This window comes from Geobacter sp. AOG2 (genome assembly GCF_019972295.1).
Classification (GTDB): Bacteria; Desulfobacterota; Desulfuromonadia; order Geobacterales; family Pseudopelobacteraceae; genus Oryzomonas.
The window spans coordinates 913298-929828 of sequence record NZ_BLJA01000001.1 but is presented as its reverse complement, the minus strand read 5'-3'; the positions used below and the strand labels follow the sequence as shown (position 1 = coordinate 929828).

Below are 16531 nucleotides of genomic sequence, written 5' to 3'. Positions count from 1 at the left end.
TTCCCATTATATGCCCACCTTGAACATCGTCAATAAGATTATTTTTGTCTCATTTATCGGCCAATTTTCCTTTGCCCCTCTCCGTTGCTTTGTGCTATACAAATTCACTGTTTATCGCCAACGTTTCACCCTAATCCGACAGGAGCGCTCGATGATTACCTTCAAAGGCGTGCACAAGTGGTTCAAGAGCCTGCACGTACTCAACGATATCAACCTGCACGTAACGCCCGGCGAGGTTTTGGTCGTCTGCGGACCGTCCGGTTCCGGCAAGTCCACCCTCATCCGCACCATCAACCAGCTCGAACCCATCGACAAAGGGACGCTGGTGGTGGACGGCATGGACCTCCTGGACAAAAAAACCGATATCAACAAACTGCGGGCCGAGGTCGGCTTCGTCTTCCAGCAGTTCAACCTGTACCCGCACCTTTCCGTCCTGAACAACATCACCCTGGCCCCGATGAAGATCCGCAAGACCGCGAAAAAAGACGCCGAAGAACAGGCCATGGCATTGCTGGAGCGGGTCGGACTGGCCGAGAAACGCACTGCGTACCCGTCCCAGCTCTCCGGCGGCCAGCAGCAACGCGTGGCCATTGCCCGCGCCCTGGCGATGAAGCCGAGGATCATGCTCTTCGACGAGCCTACCTCGGCCCTTGACCCGGAGATGATCGGCGAGGTCCTGGCGGTCATGAAGGATTTGGCCGTGAGCGGCATGACCATGGTGGTGGTCACCCACGAGATGGGGTTTGCCCGCGAGGTTGCCCACCGGGTGGCCTTCATGGACGCCGGCACCGTCCTGGAGGAGGCGCCGCCCGAAGAGTTTTTCAGCAGGCCCAAGCACGAGCGCGCCCAACAGTTCCTGCGCCAGCTCCTGACGCCGATGCACTGCGAATGTCCCTAAAACCGGTATTCCCGGTCTGTACCACCACTCATTGAAGGAGGAATGCGACATGAAAAAACTGGTAACATTACTCATGGTCACGGTGCTGGCCTCGATAGCCGCCAAAACCGTGCTGGCCGCCGACACGCTGGCTGAAGTGAAGAAAAAAGGGGTACTGGTTGCCGGGGTCAAGGACTCCCTGCCCCCCTTTGGCTATGTGGATGAGAAGACCCGCACCATCGTGGGCTACGACATCGATTTTATCCGTGCCATCGCCAAAAAACTGGGCGTCAGGGTTGAACTCAAACCGGTCACCTCGGCCAGCCGCATGCCCCAGCTGGAGGGAGGGCATATCGACATCATCGCCGCCACCATGACCAAGAATCCCGAGCGGGCCAAACAGATCGACTTCAGCCATACCTACTTTCTGACCGGCCAGAAATTCATCACCAGAAAAGGGGCCGTCAAGAGCCTGAAGGACCTGGAAGGCAAAAGGATCGGCACCGCCAAGGGTTCCACCTCGGAGCAGAACGTGAAGAAGGCCATCCCTTCCGCCACCGTGCTCTCGTTCGACGACTACCCCCAGGCGCTGCTGGCCCTCGAGCAGGGTAAGGTTCAAGCGGTAACCACCGACGAATCCATACTCATCGGTATTCTGGACAAAGCACCGAACAAGAGCAGCTTTGAAATCCCGAGCATCCGTATTTCCGACGAGCCCTATGGCCTCGGCATGCGCAAGGGAGACAAGCATTTCGTCGATTTCGTCAACAAGACCCTCCTGGAGATGGAAAAATCCGGCGAAGCCGCCAGGATCTTCAACAAATGGTTCGGTCCGTATCACCTGCAACGTACTTTCAAGATCACTGCCGACAAGTAACAGGTAACACGCGGGGGCGACGGGGGGAGAATGGTCCTCACCCCTCGCCCCTGCACTACGTCATGAGGGTTCTGCGTGCTTAAATATCACTTCGACTGGTCGGTCGTAACCTCGGGTAAATATTTCGAATGGCTGGTCTCGGGGTTCAAGGTTACCTTGCAACTCTCGGCGCTCTCCATCGTGCTGGCCTTCCTGCTGGGGCTCTTGATCGCCGTCATGCGCATGAGCAACAACAGGCCCGTCCGCTGGTTTGCCCATGCCTACCTGGAATTCTTTCGCAACACCCCGCTTCTGGTGCAGATCTTCTTCTGGTACTTCGGCTCGTACAAGATCCTTCCCACCGTCGTCAACGATTGGCTGAACAACTCCAACTTCGAGTTTGCGGCCGCCGTGATCGCACTGACCATCTACACCTCGGCCTTCATCGCCGAGGATATCCGTTCCGGCGTGCTGGCCATCCCCAAGGAGCAGATGGAGGCGGCCCGCAGCGCAGGGTTTTCCTACATTCGCTCCATGCAGTACATCATCCTGCCCCAGGCGGTCCGGCTCACGGTGCCGCCGCTGGTGAACCAGTTCCTCAACCTGGCCAAGAACTCGTCCCTGGCCATGACCATCGGCGTTATGGAGCTGACCTACCAGGCCCGCCAGGTGGAAAGCTACACCTTCAAGGGTTTCGAGGCGTTCACCGCAGCAACCGTCGTTTATGTGGCCATTTCGTTTTTCATCACCGCCCTGGTGAACATCTACAACGAGAAAGTCCTCAACATTCACAAGGCGGCCTGACATGGACCAATTTTTCAATACAGCGGTGATCACCGACAACTTCACCTACTTCATGATCGGCCGTTTTCCCCACGGCCCCCTGGGCGGCCTGGGCCTGACCCTGTACCTGGCGGCGACCTCCTGCGTTCTCTCCTTTTTCGGCGGCCTGATCCTGGGATTGCTCAGCATCACCCGCTTCCCGGCCATACGTTACCCCGCCATCGCCTTTATCAACCTGGTGCGCGGCATGCCCCTCCTGATGGTCATCTTCTGGATGTACTTCCTCTTGCCCGCCCTGTTCGGCAAGGCAACGGAAAGCCAGACCGTCATCATGGCGCTGACCCTGTTCACGTCGGCCTATATGTCCCGCATCGTGGTGGCCGGCATCGAGGGGATTCCGAAGGGACAGACCGAGGCGGCCATCTCCACCGGCCTCAAGCCGTGGCAGGCCATGCTCTACATAGTGCTTCCCCAGGGACTGCGCAACATGATCCCCTCCTTCGTCAACCAGTTCGTCTCCCTGATCAAGGACACCTCCCTGGCCTTTATCGTCGGCGTATCCGAACTGACCCACGTGGGGACCCAGATCAACAACCGCACCATGGCCTATCCGACGGAAATCTTCGTTTTCATCGCCGTGGTCTATTTCATCATCTGTTACGCATTCACCTCCCTCTCGCGCTGGCTGGAACAACGGCTTGCCTGGCGCAAGGCCATTTGACGATTCCTGCGCTCCGCCCGCATCAAGGCGGCTTGTCACAAGCCGAATATTTGTTACGCTTATAGTATCGGTACGGACGCACGCAGCCATATCGGACCGTACGACCTCTTTCTCGTTTGGGGAACATCGTGAACCGTCGCGTCCCGCTCAACCCAGCCCCACCCCTGCCGAGAAAACCACCTCTCCGGCACCCACGATCATTGTGCCGGGAAAGTACCCTTTTCTTCCGGCTTCCAGCCTCCTTTTCCGCCGGATACGCCTGTCCGGCAGACGGCCTTCGCCCCGGCAGCAAGGCGGAGTTCCGCTTCGAGGTGTGACATGACACCCCCCCCTTCGCCAGCCGACCTCACCATCCTGTATGTGGAGGATGAACCCACGTCCCGTGAGCAGGTCAAGCGCATGCTCAACCTGCGCGGCTACCGGCTGATAGTGGCCGAAAACGGTCGTGACGGCCTTGAACTCTACCTGGCGCATACCCCCGAGATCGTACTGACCGATATCATGATGCCGTTCATGAACGGACTGGAAATGGCCCGGGAGATCCGTACCATGACGCCCGATACCCAGATCATCGTCATGACCGCCTTCAACGACATGGATTACCTGCTCCAGGCCATCGACATCGGCATCAACCAGTTCGTCCTCAAGCCGGTCGCCTTCCAGAAGCTTTTCGAGGCCATTGAGCGCAGCATCAGTGCTGTGATGATGCAACGGCAGCTCCAGCGGCAAAACGAACATATCCTCCTGCTCTCCAACGCCCTTGAGCAAAGCCCGAGCATGGCGCTCATTACCGATACCGCGGGCACCATCGAATACGTGAACCGCAAGTTCTGCGAGACAACCGGATTCAGTGTCGATGAAGCGGTCGGGCAGACGCCGCGCATCATCAAATCGGGCGAAACCCCGGACGAGGTCTACCGGCAACTGTGGTCCACCATCCTGCAAGGCAATGAATGGCACGGCAGCTTGCTGAACCGCAAAAAGAACGGCGACCTCTTCTGGGAAAACATGAGCATATCGCCCCTCAAGGCGCCTGACGGCTCAGTGGTCAAGTTCATCAAGAGCGGAGAGGATGTGACCAGGCAGAAGATCCTGGAAGAGGAAAACCTGAAGGCCAGGAAACTGGAGGCCATCGGCATTCTTGCCGGCGGCATGGCCCACGACTTCAATAATCTGCTGCAGGTGATCCTCGGCTACATCTCCCTGGCCAAGCTACAGGCCAACGTGCCCAAGGCCGTCGCCGAGATGCTCGATGTGGCCGAGCAGACCTCCCAGCGCGCCAAGGAACTGGGCCTGCGCCTGCTGGCATTTTCCCGGAGCGGTGACTCCTTCATGCACCCCGCCCCCCTTGCCCCCCTGGTCACGTCGGTTGTCACGGCCGCGCTCCGGGACCGGCCCGACATTACCAGTGAAATCGGCATCGCACCCGACCTGCGGCTGGTAAGAATGGACGACACCCAGATGGCGCGGACCTTTTCCAACCTGACGCAGAATGCCGTCGAGGCCATGCCGCACGGCGGGAATCTGCGGGTGGAAGGTGAAAATGTCGCCATAACCGGGCAGGAACCCCTCTCCCTCCCGGCAGGGGAGTACGTGCACATTGCCCTCCATGACACCGGAGGGGGCGTCGCTCCCGAGAACCTGCCCAGGATCTTCGACCCCTATTTCACGACCAAGGAAATGGGCAACCAAAAAGGCATGGGGCTCAGCCTGGCGCTCTGCCACTCCATCATCCGCAAACACGGGGGCGCCATCATCGCCGAATCCACCCCCGGCACAGGGACGACGTTCCACATCTACCTGCCGGCCCTCGTGGAGGGGGCGGACATTCCGTAAAAAAACGCTGTACCCTGGCAGCAAGACACCATTTCACATCCGCCCCCGATTCTGGTATCGTGGATACATCCAGCACACGTTCGGAGTATCAATGCACCACGGCGGCATCTATGAAGAAGAAATAGCGGGCAAGGCATACGACACCCGCCTTTTGACCCGCTTTGCCCGCTATGTCGCGCCCCATCGCACGGCGATCACCGCGGTGCTGGTCACCATACCGCTGGTCGCCGCCTGCCGCCTGGCCCAACCCTGGATCATCAAACAGGCCATCGACGGCCATATCACCACCGGAAAGCTGGCCGGACTGGAAGGGATCGCCCTGGCTTTCCTGGGGGTCCTGCTGTCGGAATCCCTCTTATCCTTTCTCCAGGTCTATCTGCTCCAGTCCGTCGGACAGCGGGTCATGGCCGATATGCGCAAGGAACTCTACGGCCATGTCATGAGCCTGCCGGTTTCCTGGTTCGACCGGGTCCCCACGGGCAGCGCCGTCACCCGCCTGACCAGCGATGTGGAGGTTCTGGGCGAGATGTTCGCCTCCGGGATCATCACCATCGTGGGCGACGTCCTGCTGCTGGCCGGTATCATATCGGTCATGCTCTGGATGAACCTGAAGCTGTCGCTGGTGACGTTCAGTATCCTCCCCCTGCTTCTGTACGTCGCCTGGGCCTTTCGCCGCAGGATGCGCCAATCCTTCCGCGAGGTGCGGGCGCGCCTGGGACGCCTCAACGCCTTTCTGGCCGAGTGCATCGGCGGCATCAGCATCATCCAGGCCTTCGGGCGGGAACGCGACGAGGAGCGGCGTTTCAGCGACCTGAACGCGTCCTATCGGGACGCCAACATGCCGGTCATATTCTGGGATGCGTCGCTGTACGCCATCGTGGAGGCCCTTTCATCCATCGCCGTGGCGCTGATCATCTGGTACGGCGGCGGCGAGATCCTCCGGGGCGTCCTGACCTTCGGGGTTCTGGTGGCCTTTATCCAGTACATCGAAAAATTCTTCACCCCCATTCGCGACCTGTCGGCAAAGTATTCGGTCATGCAGGGCGCCATGGCGGCCCTGGAACGGATCTTCGCCTTGCTGGACACGCCGGCCGGAGCGACCGAAGAGGGAAAAGCCCCCCAGGCCGCCTTTGACGAAGGAGGTTCCCCAGCAGGACCCGGAGAAGCCCCCCTGATCGAATTCCGGAACGTTTCCTTTGCCTACCGTGAAGGGGACAACGCCCTTGAGGAGTTCAGCATGACCGTCCGGCGCGGCGAACGGATCGCGCTGGTGGGCGAGAGCGGCGGCGGCAAGACCACCATCACACGGCTTTTGACCCGGCTCTACGAGGTCGACGGGGGCAGCATCCTCGTGGACGGCGTGGATGTGCGCGCCATGCGGGTCAACGACCTGCGCAGGCGCATCGGCGTCGTCCTCCAGGACCCCTGCCTGTTTGCCGGCAGTATCGAGTTCAACATCTGTTTGGGCGACGAGGAGGTGCGGGCGCGGGTCCGAACGGCGGCGGCGGCCGTCGGCGCCGACCGCTTCATCGAGCGCCTGGCGCACGGGTACGGAGAAGAGATCCGGGAGCGGGGCAGCAACCTTTCCGTGGGGGAAAAACAGCTTATCTCCTTTGCCCGGGCCGTGGCCTTCGACCCCGAGGTCCTGGTGCTGGACGAGGCAACCGCCAGCGTCGATTCCGCGTCGGAACAGATGATCCAGGAAGGGATCAGAGGGCTGATGCGGGGGCGCACCTCACTGATCATCGCCCATCGGCTCTCCACCATCCAGGATGCCGACCGGATCGTGGTGGTGCACCGCGGCCGCAAATCGGAAGAGGGAACGCACCGGGAACTCATGGAGGGGCAGGGACTTTACTACCGGCTGCACCAGTTGCAGTTCAACGGCCTCTAACCAGGTTGTTGAAAAATTCAGGTTGTTCAAAAATAGTCAGATCGCCGCACCCGCAGAAAGTCCCGCGGAGGCGTAGCAGCGCTACGCCGCACAAAGGGGCTTTCGAGGATGGCGGCGAGATGGCTGTTTTTCAACGACCTGTCTGTTGCATAACGGCGTGGAAACTGCTACCTTTACACCATCATCAGGACTCACCTTCGGAGGAAAACCATGTGCACCACTTGCGGCTGCGGCCCGACCGATACGCACGACCATGACCACCACCACGGCGACCATCACCACAGTCACAGCCATAGCCACAGCCCTGATCACGAGCACCATGACCATGATCACCACGATCACGAGCACCACGATCATGACCATGATCATCATGCTCACGACAATGTCTCCGGCAGCCGGAAACGTACCGTCATTGCCATCGAAGAGGATATCCTGGCCAAAAACAACCGCCTGGCCTCCTTCAACCGCGCCCTGTTCAAGGACAAGGGCATCTTCGTCCTCAATCTGGTAAGCTCTCCCGGCTCGGGCAAAACCACCCTTCTGGAACGGACCCTGCGGGACCTGGCCGACCGGTTCCGCTTTGCCGTGATCGAAGGCGACCAGCAGACCGACAACGATGCCCGGCGCATTGCCGCCACCGGCGTGGCGGTCCGCCAGATCAACACCGGCGCCGGTTGCCACCTGGATGCCCACATGGTCATGCACGGCACCGAGGGCTTTGACCTGGACAACCTGGATATCCTGTTGATAGAAAACGTGGGCAACCTGGTCTGCCCGGCGTCCTTCGACCTGGGCGAGCACCACAAGGTGGCGGTCCTCTCGGTTACCGAAGGTGAGGACAAGCCGCTCAAGTACCCCCAGATGTTCCACAACTCGACGGTCATGCTGCTCAACAAGACCGACCTGCTGCCGCACCTGGACTTCGATGTGGAAAAATGCAAGGAATACGCCCGCCGGGTAAGTCCCGACATCACGATCTTCGAAGTGTCGGCGCGCACCGGCGAGGGGATGGACGCGTGGTATCAGTGGCTTACGACGGGGACGAAAAAACCATAGTCCGCAGGCGATTCCTCATCAGCGGCATCGTCCAGGGTGTCGGGTTTCGCCCCTTCGTGTTCCGCCTGGCCTGCGAACTCGGCCTGAGCGGCTGGGTGCGCAATATCCCCGCCGGGGTGGAAATGGAGGTTCAAGGGACGGCAGGGGCACTGGATGCCTTCCAGCACGCCCAGGCCCATGATCTCCCCCCCCTGGCCGTCGTCACGTCCAGTGTTGTCGAGGACATCCCCTCGATACCCGAACGCGGCTTCACCATCCTCCCCAGCGCGGACGGAGAGAAGAACATCCAGGTGGCCCCCGATTCGGCCCTCTGCGGCGACTGCCTGCGCGAGCTGTTCGACCCGGCCGACCGGCGTTACCGCTATCCGTTCATCACCTGCACCAACTGCGGTCCCCGCTACAGCATCATTACCGCGATCCCCTACGACCGCCCCCGGACCACCATGGCCGGCTTCCCGCTCTGCCCCGACTGCCAACGGGAATACGACGACCCCTTGGACCGGCGTTTCCACGCCCAGCCCATCGCCTGCCCGGCCTGCGGCCCGCGGCTCCGCCTGCTGGACGGCGCCGCCGAACCGGTCGCGGAACGGGACGATGCGCTCACCCGGGCCGTCGAACTCCTGCGCGCGGGGCAGATCCTGGCGGTCAAGGGGATCGGCGGCTATCACCTGGCCGTGGACGCCTGCAACCCGGAGGCGGTCCGGCGCCTGCGCGAACGCAAGAAGCGGGACGAGAAACCCTTTGCCGTCATGGCCGCCGATCTGGCGACCGCCCGCAGGCTGGTGGTGCTGGAAAACATGGAGGAACGGCTGCTCACCGGACCGGAAAGCCCGATCGTTATCGCCCGCAAGGCCCAGAACTGTCCGGTCTCGCCCCTGGTAGCCCCGGCCAACGGCTGGCTCGGCCTGATGCTCCCCTACGCGCCGATCCACCACCTGTTGATGCGCGACCACTTCCAGGCGCTGGTGATGACGAGCGGCAACGTGTCCGACGAACCGGTAGCCTTTGAGGACAACGATGCGCTCAAACGCCTGAGCGCCATCGCCGACTATTTTCTCGTTCACGACCGGCCGATCCATATACGGAGCGACGATTCGGTCATGCGCGTCTTCCAGGGCAAGCCGCTCTTCTACCGGCGGGCCAGGGGCTATGCGCCGCGGGCCGTGCGCCTCCCCTTCAAGATGCCGCCGCTTCTGGCGGTGGGAGCCGAATTGAAGGGGGCCGTCTGCCTGGTGCAGGGAGAACAGGCCTTCCTGAGCCAGCACATCGGCGATCTGCAGAACAGCTCCACCTGCGACTCGTTCCGCCACACCATCCGGCACCTGTCGGGCATTCTCGAGATAACCCCGCAAATCGTCGCCTGCGATCTGCATCCCGACTACCTTTCCTCGGTCCATGCCGCGGAATCGGGGCTACCGCTGACAAAGGTCCAACACCACCATGCCCACCTGGCGGCCTGCATGGCCGAGAACGGCCTGGATGGCGCGGTGATCGGCATCATCTTCGACGGCACCGGTCTCGGCACGGACGGCACCATCTGGGGCGGCGAGTTTCTGGTCGGCGGCTACGACGGTTTCCGGCGGGCCGGGAACTTCCTTCCCGTGCCCCTGGCCGGGGGCGACACCGCGGTGCGCGAGCCCTGGCGCATGGCCCTGGCGTGGCTGTACCGCTCCCTGGGAAAAGACGCCTTCGACCTTGACCATCCGGTTGCCCGGCATCTGAGCGATACGGAGAAGGGCATCTTCGCCGCCATGCTGGAACGCGGCATCAACGCGCCGCTCACCTCCAGTTGCGGCCGGCTGTTCGATGCCGCGGCGGCGGTGCTGGACGTACGGCAGGCTGTCTCCTACGACGGTCAGGCGGCCATCGAACTGGAGGCCCTCGCCGAAGGGGCGGGGGTTTCGGGAACCTATTCATTCGGAATCGCCGACGGCGAGCCGCTGGTTATCGATTTCACGTCCCTTTTTACGGACCTCCTGGCCGATCACGCCGCCGGCGCCGATACCGCCGCCATGGCCTACCGCTTTCATGCCACCGTGGCGCGCGCCGCCGTGGAGGCCTGTGTCCGTATTGCCGGGCAATCCGGCCTCGACAGGGTGGTTCTCTCCGGCGGCGTATTTCAGAATCGCCTTTTGACCGAAATGGTATATACTGGCCTGCTCGACCAGGGGCTGCAAATATTCACCCACCGGCTGGTCCCTCCCAACGACGGCGGCATCGCCCTCGGGCAGGCGGCAATCGCCGGATGGCAACGAGGTTGTTGAAAAACAGCCATCGGGCCTTCGTCCTCGAACGCCCTTTCGTGCGGCGTAGCGCTGCAAACCCTCACCCAATCCCTCTCCTAGAGGGAGAGGGCAAGGCATGCTCTCCCCCTCTGGGGGAGAGATAGAGAGAGGGCCCGCCTCCTCAGGGCTTGTCTAGCGGGTGCGACGATCTGACTATTTTTGAACTACCTCAACCTCGAGGACCGCGTTCGGATTTGCGGCAGATTTGGACTGGATGATTGAACAAAACCGCAGGCGCAGCAACTCGACGCCTACGGATTTTGCGCTTGGGGCCGGGGCAAGGATGCCCTGAAGGCGGGCGCGGAGAAAAGGAGATAAACAGGTATGTGTCTTGGTGTACCCATGAAGATTCTCAGCAGGGACGGCGACACCATCGTGGCCGAGGTGGACGGCGTTCAAAAGGAAGCCAGCGTCATGCTGCTGGGCGAGGAGGTCGGGGTGGGCGATTATGTCATCGTCCATGCCGGATTCGCCATCTCGCGCCTGGATGAGGAATATGCCGAGGAGACCCTGCGGATAATGAAAGAGGTCTTTACCCCGGAGGATATGCGATGAAAGGGCGGGCAACCGGCTCTGCCGCGGAGGAGAGAGAATGAAATTCCAGGATGAATTCCGCGACCGCGAACTGGTCGGGAACATGGCCGCCAACATCCGTCGCATGGCGGAGCGGCTGACAGGGCCGGTCAACTTCATGGAGGTGTGCGGCACCCACACCATGTCCATCTACCAGTTCGGCATCCGTTCGCTGCTGCCGGAGAACGTGCGGCTCGTCTCCGGTCCCGGCTGCCCGGTCTGCGTGACCCCGGTGGGCTACGTGGACAAGGCCGTGGCCTGCACGGCCGATCCGGCCAATATCGTGGCTACCTTCGGCGACATGCTGCGCGTCCCCGGCAGCCGCTCGTCCCTGATGGAGGAGAGGGCCAAGGGCGCCGACGTGCGCATCGTCTACTCACCCCTGGATGCGGTCGTCCTGGCAAAGTCCAACCCCGCACGCCGGGTGATCTTCCTGGGGGTGGGCTTCGAGACCACCGCGCCGACCATTGCCGCCAGCATTCTGGAGGCGACGAAGCTCGGCCTGGATAACTACTACGTTCTGGCCTCCCACAAGACCATGCCGGTCGCCATGGACCTCCTCACCGCCGACCCGGAGCTGGCCCTTTCCGGCTATCTCTGTCCCGCCCACGTCAGCACGGTGATCGGTGGAAACGCCTACAAGCCGCTGGCGGAGAAATACCGCATCCCCTGTGTGGTGACCGGTTTCGAGCCCGCCGACGTCATGCAGGGCATCGAGATGCTCCTGGCCCAGGTACTGGCCGGGGAGAGCCGGGTGGAAATCCAGTACAGCCGCGCCGTGAACTGGGAGGGCAATCCGAAAGCCCGGGCCATCATGGAGCGGGTCTTCGTGCCGTGCGACGCCTCCTGGCGCGGCCTGGGCATGCTCCCCGGCAGCGGCCTGGCCATCAAGCCCGAGCTTGCACGGTTCGATGCCGAAAAGGCGTTGGCTATCGAGGCGGGCGAGGAACGGGAGAATCCGGCCTGCCGTTGCGGCGAGGTGCTCAAGGGGAAACTGTCACCCTTCGACTGCCCGCTCTTTGCCACGGCCTGCACGCCGGAATCGCCGGTGGGGGCCTGCATGGTGTCCAGCGAAGGGACCTGCGCGGCGGCGTACAAGTACGGAAGATAACTTCATATCAAAGGTTCCATCATGACGACAATGCAGGATCTTAAAGAACATTACGGTTTCACCGACGGCGACGAAGAACTCCTCAGAGCGTTTCAGCCCCTGGCGGCCCAGCATCAGGAGCATTTCACCAAGGAATTCTACGACTACCTTTACGGGCTGCCCGAAACCACCGCCATCCTCAACAACAGCAAACGCCAGCGCCTTCGCGAAATGCACGGCAACTGGTTCATGTCGCTCTTCAGCGGCACCTACGATAACCATTACCTGAACCACCTGACCCGCATCGGCCACGCCCACGTCAAGGTCGGCCTGAGCGTCCATTTCGTCAATGTGGCCATGAACCGGGTCCGCCACTTCCTGCTCAACCTGATCGACGAGAACTACCCGGACCGAGACGAGCGGCGCGCCCTGCGCGAGGCCACCGTGAAGATCCTCGACATGAATCTGGACGTCATGAGTTCCTCCTACCGCGAGGAAGAGCTGAAGAAGGTCTTCGTCTCCCGCAAGCTGGAATCCCTCCTCATCAGGCTGGCCGAACGTTTCACCTACGGTCTCAACCTGGTGCTGGTGCTGGCCCTGGCCGGCGTGTCCATCTCGGTTGCCCTGCTGTTCGGCTGGGATCTCATCAACATCTTCCGGGGGGACGTGGAGAAAGGCATCCTCAGCGCTTTGGGCGAACTGCTGATCCTCTGGATGATGATCGAGTTGATGGACAACGAGATCAAGAACCTGAAGGGCGGCAAATTTAACATCCTGGTCTTCATCGGCGTCATCATCGTCGCCATGATCCGCGAGATCCTGATCTCCACCCTGCGCCACGACGACCTGGCCACCCAGGCCTTCCTGGCCGGTACCCTGCTGATCCTGGGAATCCTCTACTATCTGGTCTCCCGGGCACAGAAGGACCTGGACAGGGCGTAACGCATGCCCCCTCTCGCGCACGTTCTCGCCGGGTTTACCCTCGGGTTCACGTTCCGGAAGGAACTCGGCCGGGTCCTGCGGGAGACCCGGCCCGATTCCTCCATCGCGAGCCTCGACCCGGCCCGGCTTGCCGCCGACGGCATCGCCGCCCTGGCCCTGGATTTCGACGGCGTCCTGGCTCCCCACGGGTTCCCCGCGCCGCTCCCCGAGGCGCGGGAGTGGCTGACCCGCTGTAGCGCCGTTTTCGGCGCGGACCGCATTTTCATCCTCTCCAACAAGCCTACCGAGGCCCGCAAGGCCTGGTTCGGGGAACATTTTCCCGGAATCCGCTTCATCTCCGGCGTCCGCAAGAAACCCTACCCCGACGGCCTCCAAAAGGTGCAGGAACTGGCCCACGTTCCCCTGTCCGCCATCCTTATGGTGGACGACCGCCTGCTGACCGGCTGCCTGGCGGCCCTCAACACAGGCGCCCGCCCCCTCTACATCCGCCGTCCCTACCGTTCCTTCCGGCATCGCCCCCTGGCCGAGCTGTTCTTCGCGCTGCTCAGGGCCGGAGAGCGCTTTTTTCTCTGAATAAATAAAAAAGCCCGTTTAGTTCGTCAGAGCTTCCCCAGCGCTGCCTCGATCTGCTCGCAGAGCGTCTTCAGGATCTTGATCCGGGCATAGTGCTTGTCGTTGGCCTCCACCAGGGTCCAGGGGGCGATGTCGGTACTGGTGCGATCGATCATATCGCAGACCGCAACCTCGTACTCGCTCCACTTCTCCCGGTTGCGCCAATCCTCGTCCGTGATCTTGAAACGCTTGAAACCGATCTTCTCCCGTTCCTTGAAGCGCCTGAGCTGCTCATCCTGACTGATGGAGAGCCAGAACTTGACCACCACCGTATGGTTGCGCACGAGTTGTTCCTCGAAGTCGTTGATCTCGCCGTAGGCCCGCATCCAGTCGCCCCGGCCGCACAGTTCCTCCACCCGCTCCACCAGCACCCGGCCGTACCAGGAACGGTCGAAGATGGCGAAGCGCCCCTTGCGGGGAATGTTCCGCCAGAAGCGCCACAGGTAGGGCTGGGCCTGCTCCTCGTCGGTGGGCGCCGCCACCGGGATGATGCGATAGTGGCGGGCGTCCAGGGCCTGGGTGACGCGACGGATGCTCCCCCCCTTCCCGGCGGCGTCATTCCCTTCGAAGACCACCACGACGGAGAGCTTCCTGAAATCGGCATGGCGGGTCAGCAGATTGAGCCGCCCCTGATACTTCTCCAGTTCACCCTCGTAGTCGGACTTCGCCAATTTCTTCGACAGGTCCAGGGTCCTGAGGATCAGCAGGTTGTCGATGGCCGACACGATGGGAGGGATCGGCTCGTCGTGCCGTGGCGGCTCGACGACGTCAAGTCGCTGGCGCAGAGCGCCGAGCAGGGCCTTGCCGATGGTCAGGTAACGGTAATGGGGGTCGCTCCCCTCCACGATGGTCCAGGGGGATTCGGCGGTGCTGGTGGTGCGCAACATCCGTTCCGAGACCTTGCGGAATTTGTCGTAGAGCTTGTAATGCTCCCAATCGGTATCCGTAACCCGCCAGCGGGTTTTGGGGTCCTTCTCCAGGCTCTTCAGGCGTTTTTTCTGTTCGTCGCGGGAGAGGTGCAGCCAGAACTTGAGGACCAATGCTCCTTCGTTGCAGAGCATCCGCTCGAAGCGGACGATCCGTTCCAGCCGCTGGTCCAGGTCGGCATTCTTGATGGTGCCGTAGACATTTTCCAGCAAAGGGGCGGAATACCAGGTGCCGATGAAGACGCCGATCTTCCCTCTGGGGGGCAGCACCCGCCAGTAGCGGTACATTTGGGGCCGTTCCAGTTCTTCGTCGGTCAGGTCGCGCAGGGCGTGGGTCTCGATGTGGCGCGGGTCCATCCACTCGTTGAGGAGATTGACCGTTTCCCCCTTGCCGGCGCAGTCCACGCCGGCCACCAGGAGGATGACCGGAAATTTTTTCGACTGGAGCAGATCGAGCTGGGCATCCAACAGAGCCCCGCGCAGCTCGGGAACCTCCTTTTTCCAGACGGCTTTACTGATCTTGTGCCCCAACTCGGCGGACTCAAACATGGCCTTCCTCCTTCAGTATCTCAGTACCTTGTCAAGAAAACCCCGCATTTCCGGGGTTGATGGTTGTTCAAACAGCCGTGTGGCGTCTCCCCACTCCAGCACCCGCCCCTCGTGAAGAAAGACCACCTGGTCGGCCACCTTGCGGGCAAAACCGATCTCGTGGGTCACCAGCACCAGCGGCCGCCCCTCCTGGCGCAACTCGGCGATCAGGTCCAGCACCTCCACGGTCATCTCCGGGTCAAGGGCCGAGGTCGGCTCGTCGAACAGCAATAAGCGCGGCTTTATGGCCACGGCCCGGGCGATGGCCACCCGCTGTTTCTGGCCTCCCGAAAGTTGGGCCGGCATTTTGAGGGCGTGTCCGGCCAAATGAAAGCGCGCAAGGAGTTGCAGGGCATAGGTTGCCGCCTCGGAGGCCTCGTAGCCGTGCACCTTTTCCAGGGGAAGCGAGACGTTGCCCAGGGCGGTCAGGTGCGGGAACAGGTTAAACGACTGGAACACCGTCCCGATACTTCGCCGGTGCCGCAGCAGGTATTCCTCGTTGAACCGTATCTGATCGCCGTCCAGGGCGATCTCGCCCGCGTCCGGGGCCTCCAGGCCCGCCAGTATGCGCAGCAGGGTCGATTTCCCGCCGCCGGACGGCCCCAGCACGGCCACGGTCTGCATGGCGGGTATGGTAAGGGTCACCCCGTCCAGGGCCAGATGGTCGCCGTAGGATTTGACGATGCCGTTGGCCTCAAGTCGCATAGCGGAACCTTTTTTCCAGACGCTTGGTCCAAAGGGAGATGGGCAGGGTAAGGATCAGGTAACCCACCGCCAGCGGCAGGTAGCTCTCCAGGGTACTGAAGGTGAAGGCGTTCACCTCCTGGGCATTGAGGGTGAATTCATTGACCGAAATGATGGAGAGCAACGACGAATCCTTGATGAGCGACGCGAATTGTCCCGCCATGGGTGGCAGGATCTGCCGGGTCACCTGGGGAAAGATGACGTAGCGGTAGATCTGGGCGCGGGTGAAACCGATGGCCCGAGCCGACTCCAACTGCGTTTCGCTGACGCTTTCGATCCCGGCCCGGATGATCTCGGAGATGTAGGCCCCGGTGAACATGGCCAGGATAATGACGCCTACCAGGTAGCGATTGTTGATCCCGAAGGCATCGGCCACCACGTAAAAGAAGATCAGGATCTGCACCAGAAGGGGGGTGCCGCGAATGATCTCCATATAGACCCGCGCCAGATAGCGCAACGGCAGGAATGGGGCGCGCTGGGCCAGGGCCGTGGCCAGGCCGACCAGCAGGCTTAAAGCCATGGCGGCCGTGGAAACGGCCACCGTCACCAGCCATCCCTGCAGAAACTTGTAGCGGTAGGCATAGACCGCGTCCCAGCCCCAGGCAAATTTGACCTGACTGAAGGCGAACCAGAACAGGAGGGAGAGGAGCAGAAACACCGTCAGCCAGCTGGCTGCGACGGCAGCGGCCGGAACCCCGCCCCCCCGGCTGTCGGAGGTAATGAAGAAATATCGTCGCACCGTGCCCCG

Annotated in this window: 16 protein-coding genes; 12 read left to right on the top strand and 4 right to left on the bottom strand. The window is 61.8% G+C overall.

Features of this window, described 5'->3' with window-relative positions:
* Positions 1-151 precede the first annotated feature (151 nt).
* The 4 genes from LDN12_RS04315 (at position 152) to LDN12_RS04300 (ending at position 3237) form a co-directional block, all read left to right on the top strand.
* Positions 152-898, top strand: a complete 747-nt coding sequence (locus LDN12_RS04315) for an amino acid ABC transporter ATP-binding protein (RefSeq protein ID WP_223921457.1) — start codon at positions 152-154, stop codon at positions 896-898.
* A gap of 49 nt (positions 899-947) precedes the next feature.
* Complete coding sequence (locus tag LDN12_RS04310) at positions 948-1754, top strand: ABC transporter substrate-binding protein (RefSeq protein ID WP_223921456.1); 807 nt, start codon at positions 948-950, stop codon at positions 1752-1754.
* Between the two features lie 75 nt (positions 1755-1829).
* Entirely contained in the window at positions 1830-2537 is a 708-nt protein-coding gene (locus LDN12_RS04305; protein WP_223921455.1) for an amino acid ABC transporter permease, read from the top strand.
* A 1-nt stretch (position 2538) separates the two neighbouring features.
* A complete protein-coding gene (locus LDN12_RS04300; RefSeq protein WP_223921454.1) occupies positions 2539-3237 on the top strand; it encodes an amino acid ABC transporter permease in 699 nt (232 codons plus the stop codon).
* 197 nt (positions 3238-3434) lie between these two features.
* Here LDN12_RS04300 and LDN12_RS17845 read toward each other — a convergent pair whose 3' ends face one another.
* Positions 3435-3557: a hypothetical protein gene (locus tag LDN12_RS17845; protein WP_274382191.1), complete on the bottom strand. Its 123-nt coding sequence runs from the start codon at positions 3555-3557 to the stop codon at positions 3435-3437.
* Between LDN12_RS17845 and LDN12_RS04295 the strand changes: the two genes are divergently transcribed.
* The 8 genes from LDN12_RS04295 to LDN12_RS04260 all read left to right on the top strand — a co-directional run bounded on the left by LDN12_RS04295 (position 3556) and on the right by LDN12_RS04260 (position 13486).
* Complete coding sequence (locus tag LDN12_RS04295; protein ID WP_223921453.1) at positions 3556-5073, top strand: response regulator; 1518 nt, start codon at positions 3556-3558, stop codon at positions 5071-5073. The genes LDN12_RS17845 and LDN12_RS04295 overlap by 2 nt on opposite strands.
* 91 nt (positions 5074-5164) lie before the next feature.
* Positions 5165-6967, top strand: a complete 1803-nt coding sequence (locus LDN12_RS04290) for an ABC transporter ATP-binding protein (RefSeq protein ID WP_223921452.1) — start codon at positions 5165-5167, stop codon at positions 6965-6967.
* Positions 6968-7177: 210 nt separating this feature from the next.
* Entirely contained in the window at positions 7178-8023 is an 846-nt protein-coding gene (gene hypB, locus LDN12_RS04285) for a hydrogenase nickel incorporation protein HypB (protein ID WP_223921451.1), read from the top strand.
* Positions 7984-10287 (top strand): carbamoyltransferase HypF, encoded by a 2304-nt coding sequence (gene hypF, locus LDN12_RS04280; RefSeq protein WP_223921450.1) that lies wholly within the window; start codon positions 7984-7986, stop codon positions 10285-10287. Before hypB ends, hypF begins: the two co-directional genes overlap by 40 nt.
* A 345-nt stretch (positions 10288-10632) precedes the next feature.
* Positions 10633-10863 carry a HypC/HybG/HupF family hydrogenase formation chaperone gene (locus tag LDN12_RS04275; RefSeq protein ID WP_223921449.1) on the top strand — a complete coding sequence of 77 codons (231 nt, stop codon included), beginning with the start codon at positions 10633-10635 and terminating at the stop codon, positions 10861-10863.
* A 37-nt stretch (positions 10864-10900) separates the two neighbouring features.
* Positions 10901-11992, top strand: coding sequence for a hydrogenase formation protein HypD (gene hypD / locus LDN12_RS04270; protein ID WP_223921448.1), 1092 nt, complete (start codon positions 10901-10903; stop codon positions 11990-11992).
* 21 nt (positions 11993-12013) lie between these two features.
* Positions 12014-12913, top strand: coding sequence for a protoglobin domain-containing protein (locus LDN12_RS04265; protein ID WP_223921447.1), 900 nt, complete (start codon positions 12014-12016; stop codon positions 12911-12913).
* Between the two features lie 3 nt (positions 12914-12916).
* Complete coding sequence (locus LDN12_RS04260; RefSeq protein WP_223921446.1) at positions 12917-13486, top strand: YqeG family HAD IIIA-type phosphatase; 570 nt, start codon at positions 12917-12919, stop codon at positions 13484-13486.
* A 26-nt stretch (positions 13487-13512) separates the two neighbouring features.
* Here LDN12_RS04260 and pap read toward each other — a convergent pair whose 3' ends face one another.
* The 3 genes from pap to LDN12_RS04245 are packed head-to-tail and all read right to left on the bottom strand — an operon-like array spanning position 13513 to position 16522.
* Positions 13513-15000, bottom strand: coding sequence for a polyphosphate:AMP phosphotransferase (gene pap / locus LDN12_RS04255; RefSeq protein ID WP_223921445.1), 1488 nt, complete (start codon positions 14998-15000; stop codon positions 13513-13515).
* A 12-nt stretch (positions 15001-15012) separates the two neighbouring features.
* The gene (locus tag LDN12_RS04250; RefSeq protein WP_223921444.1) at positions 15013-15744 is read right to left on the bottom strand and encodes an amino acid ABC transporter ATP-binding protein; all 732 of its coding nucleotides are present in this window, start codon (positions 15742-15744) and stop codon (positions 15013-15015) included.
* Positions 15734-16522 carry an amino acid ABC transporter permease gene (locus tag LDN12_RS04245; protein WP_223921443.1) on the bottom strand — a complete coding sequence of 263 codons (789 nt, stop codon included), beginning with the start codon at positions 16520-16522 and terminating at the stop codon, positions 15734-15736. Before LDN12_RS04245 ends, LDN12_RS04250 begins: the two co-directional genes overlap by 11 nt.
* Between the last annotated feature and the right edge of the window lie 9 nt (positions 16523-16531).

Coding starts and splice junctions, on each gene's coding strand:
- LDN12_RS04310 (WP_223921456.1), top strand. CDS start 948: ATGAAAAAACTGGTAACATTACTCATGGTCACGGTGCTGGCCTCGATA.
- LDN12_RS04295 (WP_223921453.1), top strand. CDS start 3,556: ATGACACCCCCCCCTTCGCCAGCCGACCTCACCATCCTGTATGTGGAG.
- LDN12_RS04250 (WP_223921444.1), bottom strand. CDS start 15,744: ATGCGACTTGAGGCCAACGGCATCGTCAAATCCTACGGCGACCATCTG.
- LDN12_RS04300 (WP_223921454.1), top strand. CDS start 2,539: ATGGACCAATTTTTCAATACAGCGGTGATCACCGACAACTTCACCTAC.
- hypD (WP_223921448.1), top strand. CDS start 10,901: ATGAAATTCCAGGATGAATTCCGCGACCGCGAACTGGTCGGGAACATG.
- LDN12_RS17845 (WP_274382191.1), bottom strand. CDS start 3,557: ATGTCACACCTCGAAGCGGAACTCCGCCTTGCTGCCGGGGCGAAGGCC.
- hypB (WP_223921451.1), top strand. CDS start 7,178: ATGTGCACCACTTGCGGCTGCGGCCCGACCGATACGCACGACCATGAC.
- LDN12_RS04315 (WP_223921457.1), top strand. CDS start 152: ATGATTACCTTCAAAGGCGTGCACAAGTGGTTCAAGAGCCTGCACGTA.
- LDN12_RS04290 (WP_223921452.1), top strand. CDS start 5,165: ATGCACCACGGCGGCATCTATGAAGAAGAAATAGCGGGCAAGGCATAC.
- LDN12_RS04265 (WP_223921447.1), top strand. CDS start 12,014: ATGACGACAATGCAGGATCTTAAAGAACATTACGGTTTCACCGACGGC.
- LDN12_RS04275 (WP_223921449.1), top strand. CDS start 10,633: ATGTGTCTTGGTGTACCCATGAAGATTCTCAGCAGGGACGGCGACACC.
- pap (WP_223921445.1), bottom strand. CDS start 15,000: ATGTTTGAGTCCGCCGAGTTGGGGCACAAGATCAGTAAAGCCGTCTGG.
- LDN12_RS04260 (WP_223921446.1), top strand. CDS start 12,917: ATGCCCCCTCTCGCGCACGTTCTCGCCGGGTTTACCCTCGGGTTCACG.